This window comes from Streptosporangium amethystogenes subsp. fukuiense, from assembly GCF_042665875.1.
Taxonomy (GTDB): domain Bacteria; phylum Actinomycetota; class Actinomycetes; order Streptosporangiales; family Streptosporangiaceae; genus Streptosporangium; species Streptosporangium fukuiense.
The window spans coordinates 4,678,929-4,693,966 of sequence record NZ_JBHTEE010000001.1; the positions used below are offsets into that span (position 1 = coordinate 4,678,929).

16 protein-coding genes are annotated in these 15,038 nt (G+C 69.9%); 11 read left to right on the plus strand and 5 right to left on the minus strand.

Annotation, left to right across the window (positions count from 1 at the left end; all coding sequences use genetic code 11):
- Positions 1 to 61 precede the first annotated feature (61 nt).
- Together ACFQVD_RS19830 and ACFQVD_RS19835 are read right to left on the minus strand one after the other, a co-directional pair.
- Positions 62 to 1,447, minus strand: coding sequence for a glycine--tRNA ligase (locus ACFQVD_RS19830; protein WP_343976475.1), 1,386 nt, complete (start codon positions 1,445 to 1,447; stop codon positions 62 to 64).
- Positions 1,448 to 1,578: 131 nt separating this feature from the next.
- The gene (locus ACFQVD_RS19835; RefSeq protein ID WP_030903876.1) at positions 1,579 to 1,857 is read right to left on the minus strand and encodes an antibiotic biosynthesis monooxygenase family protein; all 279 of its coding nucleotides are present in this window, start codon (positions 1,855 to 1,857) and stop codon (positions 1,579 to 1,581) included.
- A 116-nt stretch (positions 1,858 to 1,973) separates the two neighbouring features.
- On the opposite strand from ACFQVD_RS19835, the gene ACFQVD_RS19840 reads away from it, so the two are divergent.
- From ACFQVD_RS19840 to ACFQVD_RS19865, 6 genes are all read left to right on the plus strand, one after another.
- On the plus strand, positions 1,974 to 2,363 hold the full coding sequence (locus ACFQVD_RS19840) for a DUF6703 family protein (RefSeq protein ID WP_343976482.1): 390 nt from the start codon (positions 1,974 to 1,976) through the stop codon (positions 2,361 to 2,363).
- A gap of 193 nt (positions 2,364 to 2,556) precedes the next feature.
- Positions 2,557 to 3,540 (plus strand): metal ABC transporter substrate-binding protein, encoded by a 984-nt coding sequence (locus ACFQVD_RS19845; RefSeq protein ID WP_343976485.1) that lies wholly within the window; start codon positions 2,557 to 2,559, stop codon positions 3,538 to 3,540.
- A gap of 36 nt (positions 3,541 to 3,576) precedes the next feature.
- Positions 3,577 to 4,329, plus strand: coding sequence for a metal ABC transporter ATP-binding protein (locus tag ACFQVD_RS19850; RefSeq protein WP_343976497.1), 753 nt, complete (start codon positions 3,577 to 3,579; stop codon positions 4,327 to 4,329).
- Positions 4,326 to 5,159, plus strand: coding sequence for a metal ABC transporter permease (locus tag ACFQVD_RS19855; protein WP_343976488.1), 834 nt, complete (start codon positions 4,326 to 4,328; stop codon positions 5,157 to 5,159). The genes ACFQVD_RS19850 and ACFQVD_RS19855 overlap by 4 nt, the downstream gene beginning before the upstream one ends.
- Positions 5,156 to 5,563, plus strand: coding sequence for a Fur family transcriptional regulator (locus ACFQVD_RS19860; protein ID WP_386271733.1), 408 nt, complete (start codon positions 5,156 to 5,158; stop codon positions 5,561 to 5,563). The genes ACFQVD_RS19855 and ACFQVD_RS19860 overlap by 4 nt, the downstream gene beginning before the upstream one ends.
- A 258-nt stretch (positions 5,564 to 5,821) precedes the next feature.
- A complete protein-coding gene (locus ACFQVD_RS19865) occupies positions 5,822 to 6,370 on the plus strand; it encodes a CGNR zinc finger domain-containing protein (protein WP_343978465.1) in 549 nt (182 codons plus the stop codon).
- A gap of 62 nt (positions 6,371 to 6,432) precedes the next feature.
- Here the strand turns inward: ACFQVD_RS19865 and ACFQVD_RS19870 are convergent, their stop codons facing one another.
- On the minus strand, positions 6,433 to 7,212 hold the full coding sequence (locus ACFQVD_RS19870) for an isoprenyl transferase (protein WP_343978468.1): 780 nt from the start codon (positions 7,210 to 7,212) through the stop codon (positions 6,433 to 6,435).
- Positions 7,209 to 7,946 carry a DNA repair protein RecO gene (gene recO / locus ACFQVD_RS19875; protein ID WP_343978471.1) on the minus strand — a complete coding sequence of 246 codons (738 nt, stop codon included), beginning with the start codon at positions 7,944 to 7,946 and terminating at the stop codon, positions 7,209 to 7,211. The genes ACFQVD_RS19870 and recO overlap by 4 nt, the downstream gene beginning before the upstream one ends.
- Before the next feature lie 188 nt (positions 7,947 to 8,134).
- Between recO and ACFQVD_RS19880 the strand changes: the two genes are divergently transcribed.
- From ACFQVD_RS19880 to rocD, 5 genes are all read left to right on the plus strand, one after another.
- A complete protein-coding gene (locus ACFQVD_RS19880; protein ID WP_343978474.1) occupies positions 8,135 to 9,712 on the plus strand; it encodes a CDP-alcohol phosphatidyltransferase family protein in 1,578 nt (525 codons plus the stop codon).
- Positions 9,709 to 10,416, plus strand: a complete 708-nt coding sequence (locus ACFQVD_RS19885) for a DUF5941 domain-containing protein (protein ID WP_343978477.1) — start codon at positions 9,709 to 9,711, stop codon at positions 10,414 to 10,416. Before ACFQVD_RS19880 ends, ACFQVD_RS19885 begins: the two co-directional genes overlap by 4 nt.
- Positions 10,417 to 10,690: 274 nt before the next feature.
- Positions 10,691 to 11,188, plus strand: coding sequence for an Lrp/AsnC family transcriptional regulator (locus ACFQVD_RS19890; protein ID WP_030903905.1), 498 nt, complete (start codon positions 10,691 to 10,693; stop codon positions 11,186 to 11,188).
- 125 nt (positions 11,189 to 11,313) lie between these two features.
- The gene (ddaH, locus tag ACFQVD_RS19895) at positions 11,314 to 12,108 is read left to right on the plus strand and encodes a dimethylargininase (protein WP_343978482.1); all 795 of its coding nucleotides are present in this window, start codon (positions 11,314 to 11,316) and stop codon (positions 12,106 to 12,108) included.
- A 43-nt stretch (positions 12,109 to 12,151) separates the two neighbouring features.
- Complete coding sequence (rocD, locus tag ACFQVD_RS19900) at positions 12,152 to 13,363, plus strand: ornithine--oxo-acid transaminase (RefSeq protein WP_343978485.1); 1,212 nt, start codon at positions 12,152 to 12,154, stop codon at positions 13,361 to 13,363.
- Between the two features lie 13 nt (positions 13,364 to 13,376).
- On the opposite strand, the gene ACFQVD_RS19905 is transcribed toward rocD, so the two are convergent.
- Positions 13,377 to 14,942: an alkaline phosphatase D family protein gene (locus tag ACFQVD_RS19905; RefSeq protein ID WP_449343696.1), complete on the minus strand. Its 1,566-nt coding sequence runs from the start codon at positions 14,940 to 14,942 to the stop codon at positions 13,377 to 13,379.
- Positions 14,943 to 15,038: the final 96 nt, after the last annotated feature.

The following is a 15,038-nucleotide window of genomic DNA, read 5'->3' on the forward strand; positions in this document are numbered from 1 at the left end:
CGGCTGCCACCGCCGTCCCCGCCCCCCGGCGCTCCCGTGTCGTCGCGGGGCGGGCCTTTCCTCAGTCGTTGAGGTGCTGGCGGAGGTAGGACTCGACCTGGTCGAGGGCCACCCGCTTCTGGGCCATCGAGTCACGCTCGCGGATGGTCACCGCCTGGTCGTCGAGAGTGTCGAAGTCGACGGTGATGCAGAACGGCGTGCCGATCTCGTCCTGGCGGCGGTAGCGGCGGCCGATCGCGCCCGCGTCGTCGAACTCGACGTTCCACCGGCGGCGGAGCTGGGCGGCCAGGTCCTTGGCCTTGGGCGACAGGTCGGCGTTGCGCGACAGCGGGAGCACCGCGACCTTGACCGGCGCGAGCCGGTGGTCGAGCCGCATGACCGTGCGCTTCTCCATGACGCCCTTGGCGTTGGGCGCCTCGTCCTCGGTGTAGGCGTCGATCAGGAAGGTGAGCGTGGCGCGGTCGACACCGGCGGCCGGCTCGATCACGTACGGGACGTAGCGCTCGCCGGTGTCCTGCTCGAAGAAGCTGAGGTCGGTGCCGGAGGCCTTGCCGTGCGCGGTCAGGTCGAAGTCCGTACGGTTGGCGATGCCCTCCAGCTCGCCCCACTCACTGCCGGTGAAGTTGAAGCGGTACTCGATGTCGACGGTCCGCTTGGAGTAGTGCGACAGCTTCTCCTGCGGGTGCTCGTAGACGCGCAGGTTCTCCGGGTTGATGCCCAGGTCGGTGTACCAGCGGAAACGCTCGTCGATCCAGTACTGGTGCCACTCCTCGTCGCTGCCCGGCTTGACGAAGAACTCCATCTCCATCTGCTCGAACTCACGGGTACGGAAGATGAAGTTGCCCGGGGTGATCTCGTTGCGGAACGACTTGCCGATCTGGCCGATACCGAACGGGATCTTCCTGCGCGCCGACTGCTGCACGTTGAGGTAGTTGATGAAGATGCCCTGGGCGGTCTCCGGCCGCAGGTAGGCCAGGCCCGACTCGTCCTCGACCGCGCCGAGGTAGGTCTTCAGCAGGCCGCTGAACTGCTTGGGCTGGGTGAAGGAGCCCTTGTTGCCGCAGTTGGGGCAGGTGATGTCGGCCAGGCCGTTGACGGGCTCCTTCCCGTGTTTTTCGGTGTACGCCTCTTCGAGGTGGTCGGCGCGGTAGCGCTTGTGACACGCCTGGCACTCGGTCAGCGGGTCGGTGAAGGTGTCCACGTGGCCGCTGGCCTGCCACACCTCGCGGGCCAGAATCACACAGGAGTCGAGACCGACCACGTCGTCACGGCCCTGCACCACGGTCTTCCACCACTGCCGCTTCACGTTGTTCTTGAGCTCCACGCCCAGTGGACCGTAGTCCCACGACGCGCGCAGGCCGCCGTAGATCTCGCTGGAGGGATACACAAGACCGCGCCGCTTGGCGAGGCTGACGATGGTGTCCATGATGTCCGTACGGCGTGCCATAAGGGAAAATCTCCATCCGGCTGGAGGTCGGCGAGGAATTGATTGAACATCCAGCTTAGGGGAGACGGACCCGCGGGACGTGCGGATAAACCATGACGCCCGCCTCACACCGGCAAAGCTTCCGCGGAATCTCAGGGACGGTCGACGTCCTCGAACGCGCTCGGCTCGTTGATCATGAGCGTCATCAGCGGATACATCGCCATCCGCGCCGCGCCCAGCGCCCTGCGGTAGAACCCGGCGCCCTCCCACTCGCTGACCAGCGCCCACAGCTCCGGCTCGTCCACCGATCTCGACACCCTGCCGCGCAGGTAACCGGGCTGCCCGGCCAGCGTGTCGACGATCTCGTGGGCCCGGGCCAGGAACTCCTCGGTCTGGCCGGGCGGCACCGAATAACGGATGAGAGCGAGCATCCGCCCAGCATGCCAGAGCCCGCCTCCGGCCCCGTACCGGCCGGGGCGCGAGCCGCGGTGTCCGTACCGGGCATCGGGGCGTGTCGCGGCGGGGGCTGTGGCGTTAGGCTCGGCCTGTGGCCGACAAGCACGGGAAACGCCCCGCACATCCGCTGGCACAGCCCCGGCGCCCGCGAGGCGGGCGTCCGCTGCCCGCGGGCGAGCAGTTCTTCACGCCGGGGGCGACCGGGCTGCGGCGCAAGGCCGAGCGGCGCAGCGCGGCCCCGCTCGTCTTCCTGTTCCAGCTCCCCCGCTGGATCGCCCCGGTGGTGCTGGTGATCCTCCTGATGACCGGCTTCGCGGTGTCCTCCTTCTGGGGTGGCGTCGCCGTGCTTCCGGTGATCGGGTTCGTCGGCTGGCTCGCCTACATGTCGTGGCCGTCCCTGGGGACCGGGGGCCGCCTGCTGCGCGTCGCGCTGCTCACCTTCCTGATCCTGCTCGCCGCCGACCGCTTCGGCGCCTTCTGACGCCGCCCGGCCCTCGCCACACGCACCGCGCTCCCCGGCTTCGCGGTGCCCGTACGTCGCGGGCACCCGGCGCGTGAAGCCGCCGCGCCGGGGACGGCCAGGCTGACACGGAGCCCCCGTCCGCCGGGCCGGCGATCATCGAGCCCGCGGGCGACTTTGACAACCATTTTCATTTGCGCGCATACTGGATGACATGATGTCCGAGTCCTCCCGACGTATCCGTATACGTAACGCGAGCCTGGTCGCGGCCGCCGCCCTTCTCACCACGGCCGCCACCGCCGCCTGCGGCGCCGAAACCAGCTCGGCCGGCGAATCGCCCGGGGGGGCGTCAGGCGTCTCCGCGGCGGGGAAGCCCGTCGTCACCGCGGCCATGTATCCCCTGCAGTGGCTCGCCGAGCAGGTCGGCGGCCCCGACGTGACGGTCACCGGCCTGACCAAGCCCGGCGTCGAGCCACACGACCTGGAGCTGTCCCCGCTCCAGGTGGCCGGGCTGCAGGAGACGAAGCTCGTCGTCTACATCAAGGGCATCCAGCCCGCCGTGGACGAGGCGGTCGAACAGCACGCCGCCGACCGGGGCTTCGAGGTGGCCTCCTCGGTCCCGACCCTGCCCGCGGCCGGGGAGGAGGGCCACGAAGGCGAGGAGGAGCACGGCCACGAGGAGATCGACTACGACCCCCACCTCTGGCTCGACCCGGCCCGCTTCGCGACGGTCGCCACCCGGCTCGGCGAGAGGCTCGCCACCGCCGACCCCGCGCACGCGCAGGGCTACCGGGAGCGGGCCGCCGAAGCCGCGGCCGGCCTCACCGCCCTGGACGGCGAGCTGGCCAAGGGCCTGGCCACCTGCTCCTCACGCGCGATCGTCACCAGCCACGCCGCGTTCGGCTATCTCGCCAACCGCTACGGGCTCCACCAGATCGGCATCAGCGGAATCGATCCCGAGGCCGAGCCCTCTCCTGCCCGCCTCGCTGAAGTGGCAAAAGTGGCCAAGCAGGAGAAAGTGACTACGATTTTCACCGAGACCCTCGTCAGCCCCAAGGTCGCCGAGGTTCTCGCCCAGGAGGTCGGCGCGAAGACCGCGGTCCTCGACCCGGTCGAAAGCCAGCCGGCGAACGGCGACTACCCGTCTGCCATGCGCCGGAACCTTGAGGTCCTCCAATCTGCGCTCAGCTGCTCGTAAGGCCCACACGTGACATCCAGCAAAACGGTTTTCACCATGAGCGGCGGCCGGGTCAACCTGGACCACCGCCCGGTGCTCCGCGGGATCGACCTGTCCGTCGAGCCCGGTGAGGCGGTGGCCGTGCTCGGCGCGAACGGGTCGGGGAAGTCCACCCTCGTCCGCGCCCTGCTCGGCCTCATCCCCCTGTCCGGCGGCGAGACCCTGCTGTACGGCAGGCCCCCCGCCCGGTTCCGCGAGTGGTGGCGGATCGGCTACGTACCCCAGCGGCTCTCGGTGGGCGGCGGGGTGCCGACCACGATCCGCGAGGTCGTCGCCTCGGGGCGGATCGCCAGGCAGCGGCGCCTGCGGCCGACCAGCGCGGCCGACCGGGAGGCGACAGGCCGGGCGCTGGCCGCCGTCGGCCTGGCCCACCGCGCCCTCGACCCGGTGCAGGCCCTGTCCGGCGGCCAGCAGCAGCGGGTGCTGATCGCCCGCGCCCTCGCCGGGGAACCCGACACCTTCGTCATGGACGAACCCACCGCCGGCGTCGACTCCGGGAGCCAGCGGCTCCTCGCCGAGACCCTGTCCGTGCTCGTGGAGCAGGGCAAGACGGTCCTGCTGGTCGCGCACGAGCTCGGCCCGCTGGAACCTCTGATCACCCGAGCGGTGGTCCTGCGGGACGGATACGTCTGCCACGACGGCCCGCCGCCCCACGCCGTCGGCACCCACGCGCTGCCCGGCCACGACCATGTGCACCCGCACGCCGAGGAGGAGCCGGTGAGCCCGCTCGACTGGAGACCCACGTCGTGATCGAGCTTCTGCAGTTCGACTTCATGCGGCGGGCGCTGATCGCCGCCCTCCTGGTCGGCCTGGTCGCGCCCGCCATCGGCACGTTCATGGTCCAGCGCCGCCTGGCCCTGCTGGGTGACGGCATCGGGCACGTCGCGCTGACCGGCGTGGCCCTGGGCTTCCTGACCGGGACCGCCCCGGTGCTGACCGCCGTGCTGGTCTCCGTGCTCGGCGCCGTGGCCATCGAACTGGTCCGCGCGCGCGGCAGGACCAGCGGTGACGTGGCGCTCGCGCTGCTGTTCTACGGCGGCATCGCCGGGGGCGTGCTGCTCATCTCGCTGGCCCCGGGCGGCAGCAACGCCACCTTGACGTCCTACCTGTTCGGCTCGATCAGCAGCGTCCCCGTCGAGGACGTGTGGGTGATCGGTCTGCTGGCGACGGCGGTCCTCGGCGTGCTGGTCGTCTTCGGGCGGGAGCTCTACGTGCTCTGCCAGGACGAGGAGGTCGCCAGGGCCAGCGGTCTGCCGGTCCGCTTCCTCAGCCTGCTGATCGCCGTGACCGCCGCGCTGACCGTGGTCATCGCCATGCGCGTGGTGGGACTGCTTCTGGTCAGCGCGCTGATGGTGGTGCCGGTGGCGACCAGCCAGCAGCTCACCCGGGGTTTCACGAGCACGATGCTGCTTTCCATGCTTTTCGGGATGATCTCCACGGTCGGCGGCCTGACCTCATCCTTCTACGTCGAGGTCCCGCCGGGCGCGGTCATCGTGATCGTTGCTCTCACGGGGTTCGTCCTCGCCCTCGGGCTCGGTAGATTCATACGCCGAAGTCGACCTCAGGAGTCCACCCCATGAGCAACAGGCGTGATGCCGTCCACGCGGTCCTCCGTCAGAGCGAGGGTTTCCGCAGTGCGCAGGACGTCTACGCGGAGATGCGCGCGGAAGGCGCCAAGATCGGACTGACCACCGTCTACCGGGCGCTCCAGGCGCTCGCCGACACCGGTCACGTCGACGTGCTGAGAACCGACGACGGCGAGTCGGTCTACCGGGCGTGCGCCAGCGGCGACCACCATCACCACCTGGTCTGCCGCACCTGCGGCCGTACGGTGGAGGTGGCCGGACCCGCGGTGGAGCGCTGGGCCGAGGCCATCGGCTCCGAGCACGGGTTCACCGAGATCACCCACACCCTGGAGATCTTCGGAACCTGCGCCGCCTGCTCCACAGCCGCCAAACCGGTCCGTACGCCGAGTCGCGCCTGAGCCCGCCGGGATCCCCGGCGGGCCGGGTCCCGGACGGCCGATCCGCGCGCGGGGCCCCGCACCGGGCGGCACGGCGGACGCGGCGAGGCGCCCGGCGGACGCACCGCCGCCGAAGAGCACGCCCGCCGGGCGCTCACATGGCGCGCCATCGCGATGTGAGCACGAGAGAGAAGACACGAAGGCCCACCGGAGAGATACGCTTCCGACACGGCAAGCCACCGCGAGCCCACGCGGTAACCGCTTTCTACAGGAGTCAACATGCCATTCGGACATGACATGGTGCACTCACTCGCCACCGCGGTCGACCTGGTCAACACCTCCCCCTCCACCGGAGGCGAGGACACTCTCACCGACCTGCGGGAACTCGGCGACTTCGTGGCACGCTGGGAGGTCAGCGGGATCGGCGAACTGGACGCCGCCGACCTGGCCCAGGTGCGCGCCCTGCGCGAGGCCTTCCACAAGGTCTTCACCGCCCCGGACCAGCCCACCGCGGTCATCCGGCTGAACACCCTGCTGAGCGGGACCCGCATCACCCCGCGCCTGGCGGAGCACGACGGCCACCCCCTGCACGTCCACTACTTCGCGCCGGACGCCTCACTCCACGAGCACCTGGCGGCCGACATCGGGGTCGCCCTGGCCCACCTGCTCGTCGAGGACGAGTGGGAGCGCCTGCGCACCTGCTCGGCGCCGGACTGCGACCACGTCTTCGTGGACGAGTCCCGCAACCGCTCGCGGGTCTACTGTGACAGCCGCACCTGCGGGAACCGGATGCACGTGGCCGCCTACCGCGCACGGCGCCGGGCCTGACGTCACTCTCCGCGTTCGGCCGGGCGCGCCTCCCGGCACGTCGAGGGCGCCCGGGGCACGCGTTATTCCGCGACCACGTTCGGCACGGCTCCGCCGTACCTCCTGTCGCGCTTGGCGTACGTCTCGCAGGCCTCCCACAGATCACGGCGATCGAAGTCGGGCCAGAGGCGGTTGAGGAAGACCATCTCGGCGTACGCCGTCTGCCAGATCAGGAAGTTGGAGATGCGCTGCTCGCCGGAGGAGCGCACGAACAGGTCGACGTCGGGGATCTGCGGCTCGTCCAGGTAGCGGGCGAAGGTCTCCTCCTTCACCCGGCCCGGCTTGACCTTCCCCTCGGCGATGTCCTGCGCCAGGCGCAGCGCGGCGTCCACGATCTCGGCACGACCGCCGTAGTTGACACAGAACTGCAGGGTCAGCGTGGAGTTGCCCTCGGTCATCAGCTCGGCGTCGCGCAACTCCTGGATGACGCTCCGCCACAGCCGTCCGGGGCGGCCCGCCCAGCGGACCCGCACGCCCATCGCGTGGAGCTGATCCCTGCGGCGGCGGATCACGTCGCGGTTGAAACCCATCAGGAAGCGGACCTCGTCGGGGGATCGCTTCCAGTTCTCCGTGGAGAAGGCGTAGGCGGACAGGTAGGGGATGCCGAGCTCGATCGCGCCCTCGATCACGTCGAAGAGCGACGCCTCGCCCGCCTTGTGCCCCTCGGTACGGGGCAGGCCACGCTGCTTGGCCCACCGGCCGTTGCCGTCCATCACGATCGCCACGTGCCGCGGCACGAGGTCGCGCGGGATCGCGGGCGGGGTTGCGCCGGAGGGGTGCGGGACGGGCGGACGGACGTTCACGTGGCGAGCTCCCTTTCTACGTGTCGAAGAGAGCGTATGCCGTGTTCGAGGTGCCACTGGAGGTACGCGGCGACCAGGCCGCTGCACTCGGCCCGGTGCCTGGCCCCCGAGGCGTCGGCGGTGGGCCAGTCCCCCTTGAGGAGCGCGACCATCAGGGCCAGGGTCTCCCCCTCGGGGACCGCCGCGCCCGCGGGACGGCAGGCCCCGCACACCACGCCGCCGGCCACGATGGCGAAGGCCCGCACCGAGACCGCCTTGCAGCGGGCGCAGGCCTCCAGGGCGGGGGCGTAACCGGCGACCGCCAGAGAGCGCAGGAAGTAGGCGTCCAGCACGAGCCTGGCCTCGTGGGCGCCGGAACCGAGCGTGCGCAGGCCGCCGACCAGCAGCAGGAACTGGCGGAGGGCCGGTTCCTTCTCTCCCATGATCAGACGGTCGGCGGTCTCCAGCATCGCGGTTCCCGCCGTGTAGCGCGGATAGTCCGCGACGAGCGGCCGGCCGTACGGCTGGATGGTCTCGGCCTGGGTGATCACGTCGAGGGTGCGGCCGGTGTGCAGCTGGAGATCGACATGGGTGAACGGTTCGAGCCGGCTGCCAAATCGTGATGTGGTGCGCCGGACGCCTTTGGCGACCCCCCGGATCTTGCCCATCCGCCGGGTCAGGACCGTGACGATGCGATCGGCCTCGCCCAGCTTGTGGGTGCGCAGCACGATGCCGTCATCACGGTACAGACTCACCCGCACAGTGTAGTGACAGTGTGGTGGGGGCGTGGGACGGTTCACTTGGCAGAGGTGCAACCATGATCAAACGACACGGATAGATCACTGGTGCGTGTTGTTCACCCAAAACTCACTAAACTTTGGCCTCCGACGCAACGTATCCTCCGCTACACCGCCTCACACCCGTCTCCGCACGAAAGGGTGCCATGCCCCGCGTGGTCCTGCTGGGCTCATCGCCCGGCCCCGATGCCGCTACCGGCCAGGCGACGCCGCCCGCCGCGTTGACCCTGCCCGCGCTCGCCGGCTGCCCCACGGTGATCGGTAAGCTGCACGGCCAGCTCGCCTCGCTCGACTCCGAGCCGGTGACGATCGCCCGATCGAGCGAGGCCGCCGCCTACCGCGGTTTCCCCGGCAGGCTCGTCGAGACCTCCGACCTGGCCGGCGATCTGCGCGCCCTGGCCGACGCGGTCGAGGACGCCACCGAGAACCTGCTCATCCTGCCCGCCAACTCGCTGATCCACGACGAGCTGATCTACCAGATCACCAAGTCGAAGCGCGGAGCGCTCGCGCTGATCGTCAGGGAGCCCCGGGAGGAGGACGAGAACGGCGACGCCGTCGTCCCCGACGTCCCGATCGAGGAGGCGCTGCCGGAGATCGGCGACCGGACGCTGGAGGGCCTGCCCGTCCGGGTACGTGCCCGCAAGTCCCGCGTGATCTCGGTGGGCTCGGCCTTCCACGGGGTGACCAGGCCCAACGCGGTCCTGCTCGGCCCGCTGCACCTGCACCACAAGCACGCGCCCGTCCTCGCCGAGGCCGCCCGCGAACTGGCCGACCTGGCCCACCTGCTGGGTCCCGACGACGACCTGGTCCAGTTGCTGGTCCTGGGCCTGGTCCGCAAGGGCGTCTCGGTCGGCGTCCGCGGCCGCCGGGACCTGTTCTACCGCCGGGTGTCCACCGCCGGGCAGGCCACCGAGGCGCTGGCCGAGATGGCCACCTTCAACGAGGACCGGGCCAGGCTGAACAACGCGGTGAAGGGCGCCGACGGTTTCTTCACCACCTACTTCGTCAGCACCTACTCCCGGTTCATCGCCCGCTGGGCGGCCAGGCGGGGGCTGACCCCCAACCAGGTCACGCTGATCTCGATCGCGCTGGGCGTGGCCGCGGCGCTGTGCTTCGCCACCGGCGAGCGGGCCGGGATGGTCGCGGGCGGTGTGCTGATCTACTTCGCGTTCGTGTTCGACTGCGTGGACGGCCAGGTGGCGCGGTACGCCCGCAAGTTCGGCGTGCTCGGGGCATGGCTGGACGCGACCTTCGACCGGTTCAAGGAGTACGTGGTCTTCGCCGGTCTGGCGGTCGGCGCGGCGGTCTCGGGTGTCGGCGACGTGTGGACGCTGGCGCTGATCGCGCTCGGCGTGCAGTCCATCAGGCACCTGCTCGACTTCTCCTACGGCGCGGCGAACCGGCGCAAGCCCCCGTCGCCGCTGCCCTCGGTGCCGCTGTCGGTCAGCGCGGACACCGGCCTTCGCCAGGCGCTGGAGGAGCGCAGGGCGGCCAAGACCGGTGGGATCCGCAACCTGCTGAAGATGTGGGGCAGGGCCGGTAGGTTCCGGGCCGTGCACTGGGCCCGCAAGATGATCGTGTTCCCCATCGGTGAGCGCTTCGCCGTCATCGCGATCGTCGGCGCCCTGTTCGACGCCAGGATCACCTTCCTGACACTGATCATCTGGGGTGGCATCGGCGCCGCCTACTCGCTCACCGGACGCCTGATGAGGTCTTTCGCATGATCACCCAGCCACAGACCATCCCCGCTCCGGACCCGTACGAGGAGCGGCTGCGCGTCCAGACCGCGCGGCTGCTCGCCTACCGCGACGACGGCCCGCTGGTGACGCTGCTGCGTGACAAGGTCGGCCCCGGGCTGCCCCCGGTGCCCGCCACAATCGCCGCACTGCTGGCGATCATCGCGATGGCGGTGACCGGGATGCTGGTGGACGGGCCGATCCTGCTCGTCCCGGTGCTGATCATGATCGTCCTGGTGCTGCCCACCGCGGCTCGTGACCATCTCGGCAAGCTCGACTGGCTGGCGCCGCCGCTGATCCGCGGTGCCGAGTTCCTCACGATCATCCTGATCGGCCTGGCGGCCGACGCGCCCAAGTGGCTGCTGTACGTGCTGATCTACGTGATCGGCTACCACACCTACGACACGGTGTACCGGACGCGGCAGAGCATCTGGCCGGCCCCCTGGGTCTTCCGCGCCGGCCTGGGCTGGGAGCTCAGGCTGCTGCTGATCGGCGCCGGCGCCGCGCTGGGCGTGCTGACCTGGGTGCTGGCCGCGCTCACCCTCTACCTCGGTGTGCTGTTCGCCGTCGAGAGCGTGACGAGCTGGGTCGGCCTGGACAAGCAGACGGCGCTCGCTCAGGCGGGCGACGACCTGGAGGCCTCTCCCGAGGAGGCCCAGGAGCAGGCCACCGGCGAGGCCGAGCAGACCTGACCCGAGATCTCCCCCATCGCGGATGCCGCCGGACAGCTCAGCCGTCCGGCGGCATTTCGTTGACATGACCGGACAGACGACCGGGCGCACGACGACACGGATTCACCACTGGGCGCCCATGTGCCGCCACGTGCCGCCGCGAGGGCACCTGGGGCGCCGGGGGGACGTCGGGGGCGCCCCCGGCCGCCGCGAGCGCGGGCGGACCGCCGACCGCGAGCGCGGACGGACCGCTCGCCGTGAACCCGGACGGACCCGAAGCGATATACAGGTCAGCGTGGAACTGGACAGGCTGGATCGCGACATCATCGGGGCGCTCGTCGAGGACGCCCGAGCCACCTACGCGGAGATAGGACAGCGGGTGGGCCTGTCGGCGTCGGCGGTGAAACGCCGGGTGGACCGGCTGCGCGAGACCGGCGCCATCACCGGGTTCACCGCCAGGGTGGAGCCCGCGGCGCTCGGCTGGACCACCGAGGCCTACGTGGAGCTGTTCTGCGCGGGAAAGACCTCACCGTCGGAGATCGGAGTGGCCATCGGCCGCCATCCCGAGGTGGTCTCGGCGTGCACCATCACCGGCGAGGCCGACGCGCTGCTGCACATCAGGGCCACCGATGTGCGGCACGTGGAGAGGGTGATCGAGCGCATCGCCTCGGAGCCGTTCGTGGTGCGGACCAAGAGCTCCATCGTGCTCTCCCGGCTGATCGAGGCGCCGCTGATGACCTCGCGCGGCGAACCGTTCATCGCCCCGCACAACGAATCACCGTTCATCGCCTGAAGCGCGCAAGAAACCTGCGCCAGAACGCAAGGGCAAGCTCTTGGCCTGCGAGAACACCGTTTCCTAGGCTGATGTCGCCGCCACTGGGCCGGCATTTCACCACGACCTTCGATACGGGGTTATTCATGACGAGGCACTACCTCATGTGTCGGCCTGACCACTTCGCGGTTGAGTACGCGATCAACCCGTGGATGCACCCCGAGGCCGGTGCCGACCGCGAGGTGGCGATCAGCCAGTGGGAGACGCTCAGGAGCGCCTACCAGGAGCTCGGCCACCGCGTCAGCCTCATCGACCCGGTGGAGGGCCTGCCGGACATGGTCTTCGCCGCCAACGGGGCGCTGGTGGTCGGCGGCCGCGTGTACGGCGCGCGGTTCACCCATCCGCAGCGGGCGGCCGAGGGACCCGCCTACCTGGATTGGTTCGTCGACAACGGCTACGAGCGGGCCCAGGAGGCGACCTTCACCAACGAGGGCGAGGGGGACTTCCTCACCCTCGACCACCTGGTGCTGGCCGGCACCGGCTTCCGCACCGACATCTTCGCCCACAAGGAGGCCCAGGAGTTCCTCGGCCGGCCGGTGGTCACCCTGCAGCTGGTGGATCCGCGGTTCTACCACCTGGACACCGCCCTCTTCCCGCTGAACGGACATAACGTGGCATACTTCCCAGGGGCTTTCTCTCCTGGAAGCCAGGAGGTGCTCCGCGCCCTCTTCCCCGACGCCATCATCGCGAGTGAGGGCGACGCCTCCGTGCTGGGCCTCAACGCGGTCAGCGACGGCACCAACGTGGTGATCAACATCGAGGCCGCCGACCTCCAGCTGGAGCTCAAGCGCCGGGGCTTCGAGGTCATCCCCGTGGACCTGTCGGAGCTCCGCAAGGCCGGGGGCGGTCCGAAGTGCTGCACGCTGGAGATCAGGGGATAGTGCCGGGCGAAACGGCCACGGACCTAGGAGGGGCGGATACCGAATGACCAGCACGGACGACTTCATCGAGCTGAGCGAGCGCCGCAGCGCTCACAACTACCATCCCCTGCCCGTCGTGATATCCGAGGCGCAGGGTGCCTGGGTGGTCGACGTGGAGGGCAGGCGCTTCCTGGACTGCCTGTCCGGCTACTCCTCGCTGAACTTCGGGCACGGCAATCCGAAGATCATCGCAGCGGCCCAGGAGCAGCTGTCCAGGCTCACCCTGACCAGCCGGGCCTTCTTCCACGACCAGTTCGCCACCTTCGCCGCCGGGCTGGGCGACCTCACCGGCAAGGACATGGTCCTGCCGATGAACACCGGCGCCGAGGCCGTGGAGACCGCGATCAAGGTGGCCCGCAAGTGGGGCTACGAGGTCAAGGGGGTGGCCGCCGAGCAGGCCAACATCATCGTGATGGAGGACAACTTCCACGGCCGCACCACCACGATCGTCAGCTTCTCCACCGACCCCGACGCCCACGACGGCTTCGGCCCGTACACCCCCGGCTTCAAGGTCGTGAAGTACGGCTCCGTCGAGGCGATCCACGAGGTCATCGACGCCAACACCGTCGCGGTGCTGCTGGAGCCCATCCAGGGCGAGGCCGGCGTGCTGGTCCCGCCGGACGGGTACCTCACCGAGGTCCGCGAGCTGTGCACCGCGGAGAACATCCTGATGATCGCCGACGAGATCCAGTCGGGTCTGGGCCGCACCGGCCACACCTTCGCCTGCGACCACGAGGGCGTCGTCCCCGACATCTACGTGCTGGGCAAGGCCCTGGGCGGCGGCGTCGTCCCGGTCTCGGCGATCACCGCGAACGAGGATGTGCTCGGTGTGATCAGGCCGGGGCAGCACGGCTCCACCTTCGGCGGCAACCCCCTCGCCTGCGCGGTCGCGAACGCGGTCATCGAGATGCTCGGCACCGGCGAGTACCAGGCGCGGGCCAGGGAGCTCGGCGAGGTCATGCACGAGAGGCTGCGCGGCCTGATCGGCCAGGGCGTGGTCACCGTCCGCGGCCGCGGCCTGTGGGCGGGCGTCGACATCGACCCGTCCCTGGCCAGCGGGCGTGAGGTCTCCAAGGCGCTGATGGCCCATGGCGTCCTGGCCAAGGACACTCACGGCTCGACGGTCCGTCTCGCCCCGCCGATCGTCATCTCCGAGGAGGACCTCGTCTGGGCGATCGACCAGCTCGGCGCCGTCCTCGCCGAGCTGGCGGAGTGAGCCGCCGACCTGTTTAGATCCCCTCCAGCTCCACCGTGGCGATCTCCGAGATGTCGGTTCCGGTGGCGGTCTCCCAGCGGACGGACGTCGGGGCGGTGTCCAGGGAGAGCACCGCCACCGCGTTGGAGAACCACGGGCCGTTGGTGATCCGCCACTTGAAGGGCGCCTTGGGGATCTTGGCCAGGCGGGACAGGGAGCGTCCGATCAGGCTGGCGACGCCGAACTGGGCGACGATGTTGGCCAGGCGGAGTGTGCGACTCAGCGGGTTGCGGATCGGCGAGCAGACCAACTGGTAGATGGGGAGCCCGCGCGCCTTCGAGACGTAGGAGTAGTGCACGTCTCCGGAGAGTACGATCACCGGCCTGCCCAGCCCGGCCAGCAGCCTGGACAGGTCCTCGAAGGAGCGCCGGAAGGCCGCCCAGTGCTCCAGGTCCAGCCCCTGGCGCAACGCCTCCGACCAGCGGGCCACCCTGGCGCCCCAGGCCCCCTGCGCCAGCGCCTCGTTCCAGTTCTGGATGTGATGGATGCCCGCGGGGAGCAGGAACGGCACCGAGGAGCCGATCACGTAGCGCTTCGCGCCGTCCCTGCGGAGCTGCTCGGTGAGCCACTCCCACTCCACCGGGTCGATCATGCGCCGGTCGCCGGGGGTGAGCTGGCGGGAACAGCGGGAGTCGAGCATGATCAGACGGGTGTCGCCGAGGTCGCGGGCGTAGCTCCACCGGCTGTCGGCGGGTACGTCGTAGGCGTGGTCGGCGAAGGCGTCGAGGACCTCCGCGCCGTCGGCCTCGGCCGCGCAGACCTTGCTGAGCAGCTCGTCGGCGGCGCGCTCCGCCGGCGACATGTTGCCCAGGTGCTGGTAGACCCAGTAGGCGCCGATTCCGGAGATCACCCGGTGCCGCCACCACGGGACGTGCTCCATCTGCTCGCGCCAGGTGCTGGAGGTGTTGAAATCGTCGCGCAGGTCGTGGTCGTCAAAGATCATCGCGGTCGGCACCGTGGAGAGGATCCAGCGGATCTCCGGGTCGGTCCACGCCAGGCGGTACAGCTCGGCGTACTCCTCGAAGTCGGCGATCTCCTTCTTCGGCTCGCTGTCCCTGCGGTTTCCGATGAACTCCAGCATCTCGGCGGAGGGCTCGTCGGCGTAGACCTGGTCGCCGAGGAGCAGCAGCAGGTCGGGCCAGCGATCCTCGGGCGTCTCCATCAGGGTGCAGCCGTACGCGCGCAGCATGTCCACCCCGTGGGAGATCGTGTGCAGGGTGTCGTGCGGCACGCTGGTCCGGCAGGAGCCGAACATCACCCGGTCCGGCCCGTCGGGGCCGAGCAGGCGGATACGGCTGGGCGGCTGGCCGGGCAACGGCCACACGGTCTCGGCACCCAGGCGTACCCGGTAGGTCCCGCCACCCGCCACGTCAACGATCGCGTAGTGGTGACCGTGCACCGTGAACGTCCTGGCCTGCGAGCTCACGCCATCGACCTCGACCGTCACCTCGCACGGCTCGCTCGTCTCCAGCCATACCGACGCGCTCGTCTCGTCGACGTAACGCAGCATCGGTCCGACTACAAGTTCCGGCACCTTCATCCCCTCAGTCACCGCACGACGGCAGGAATCCTTACTGGAAGCCCACCAGATCCTTACCTTCCCCCCAGATTGCCCAGAGACGCGGGCAGATAACAA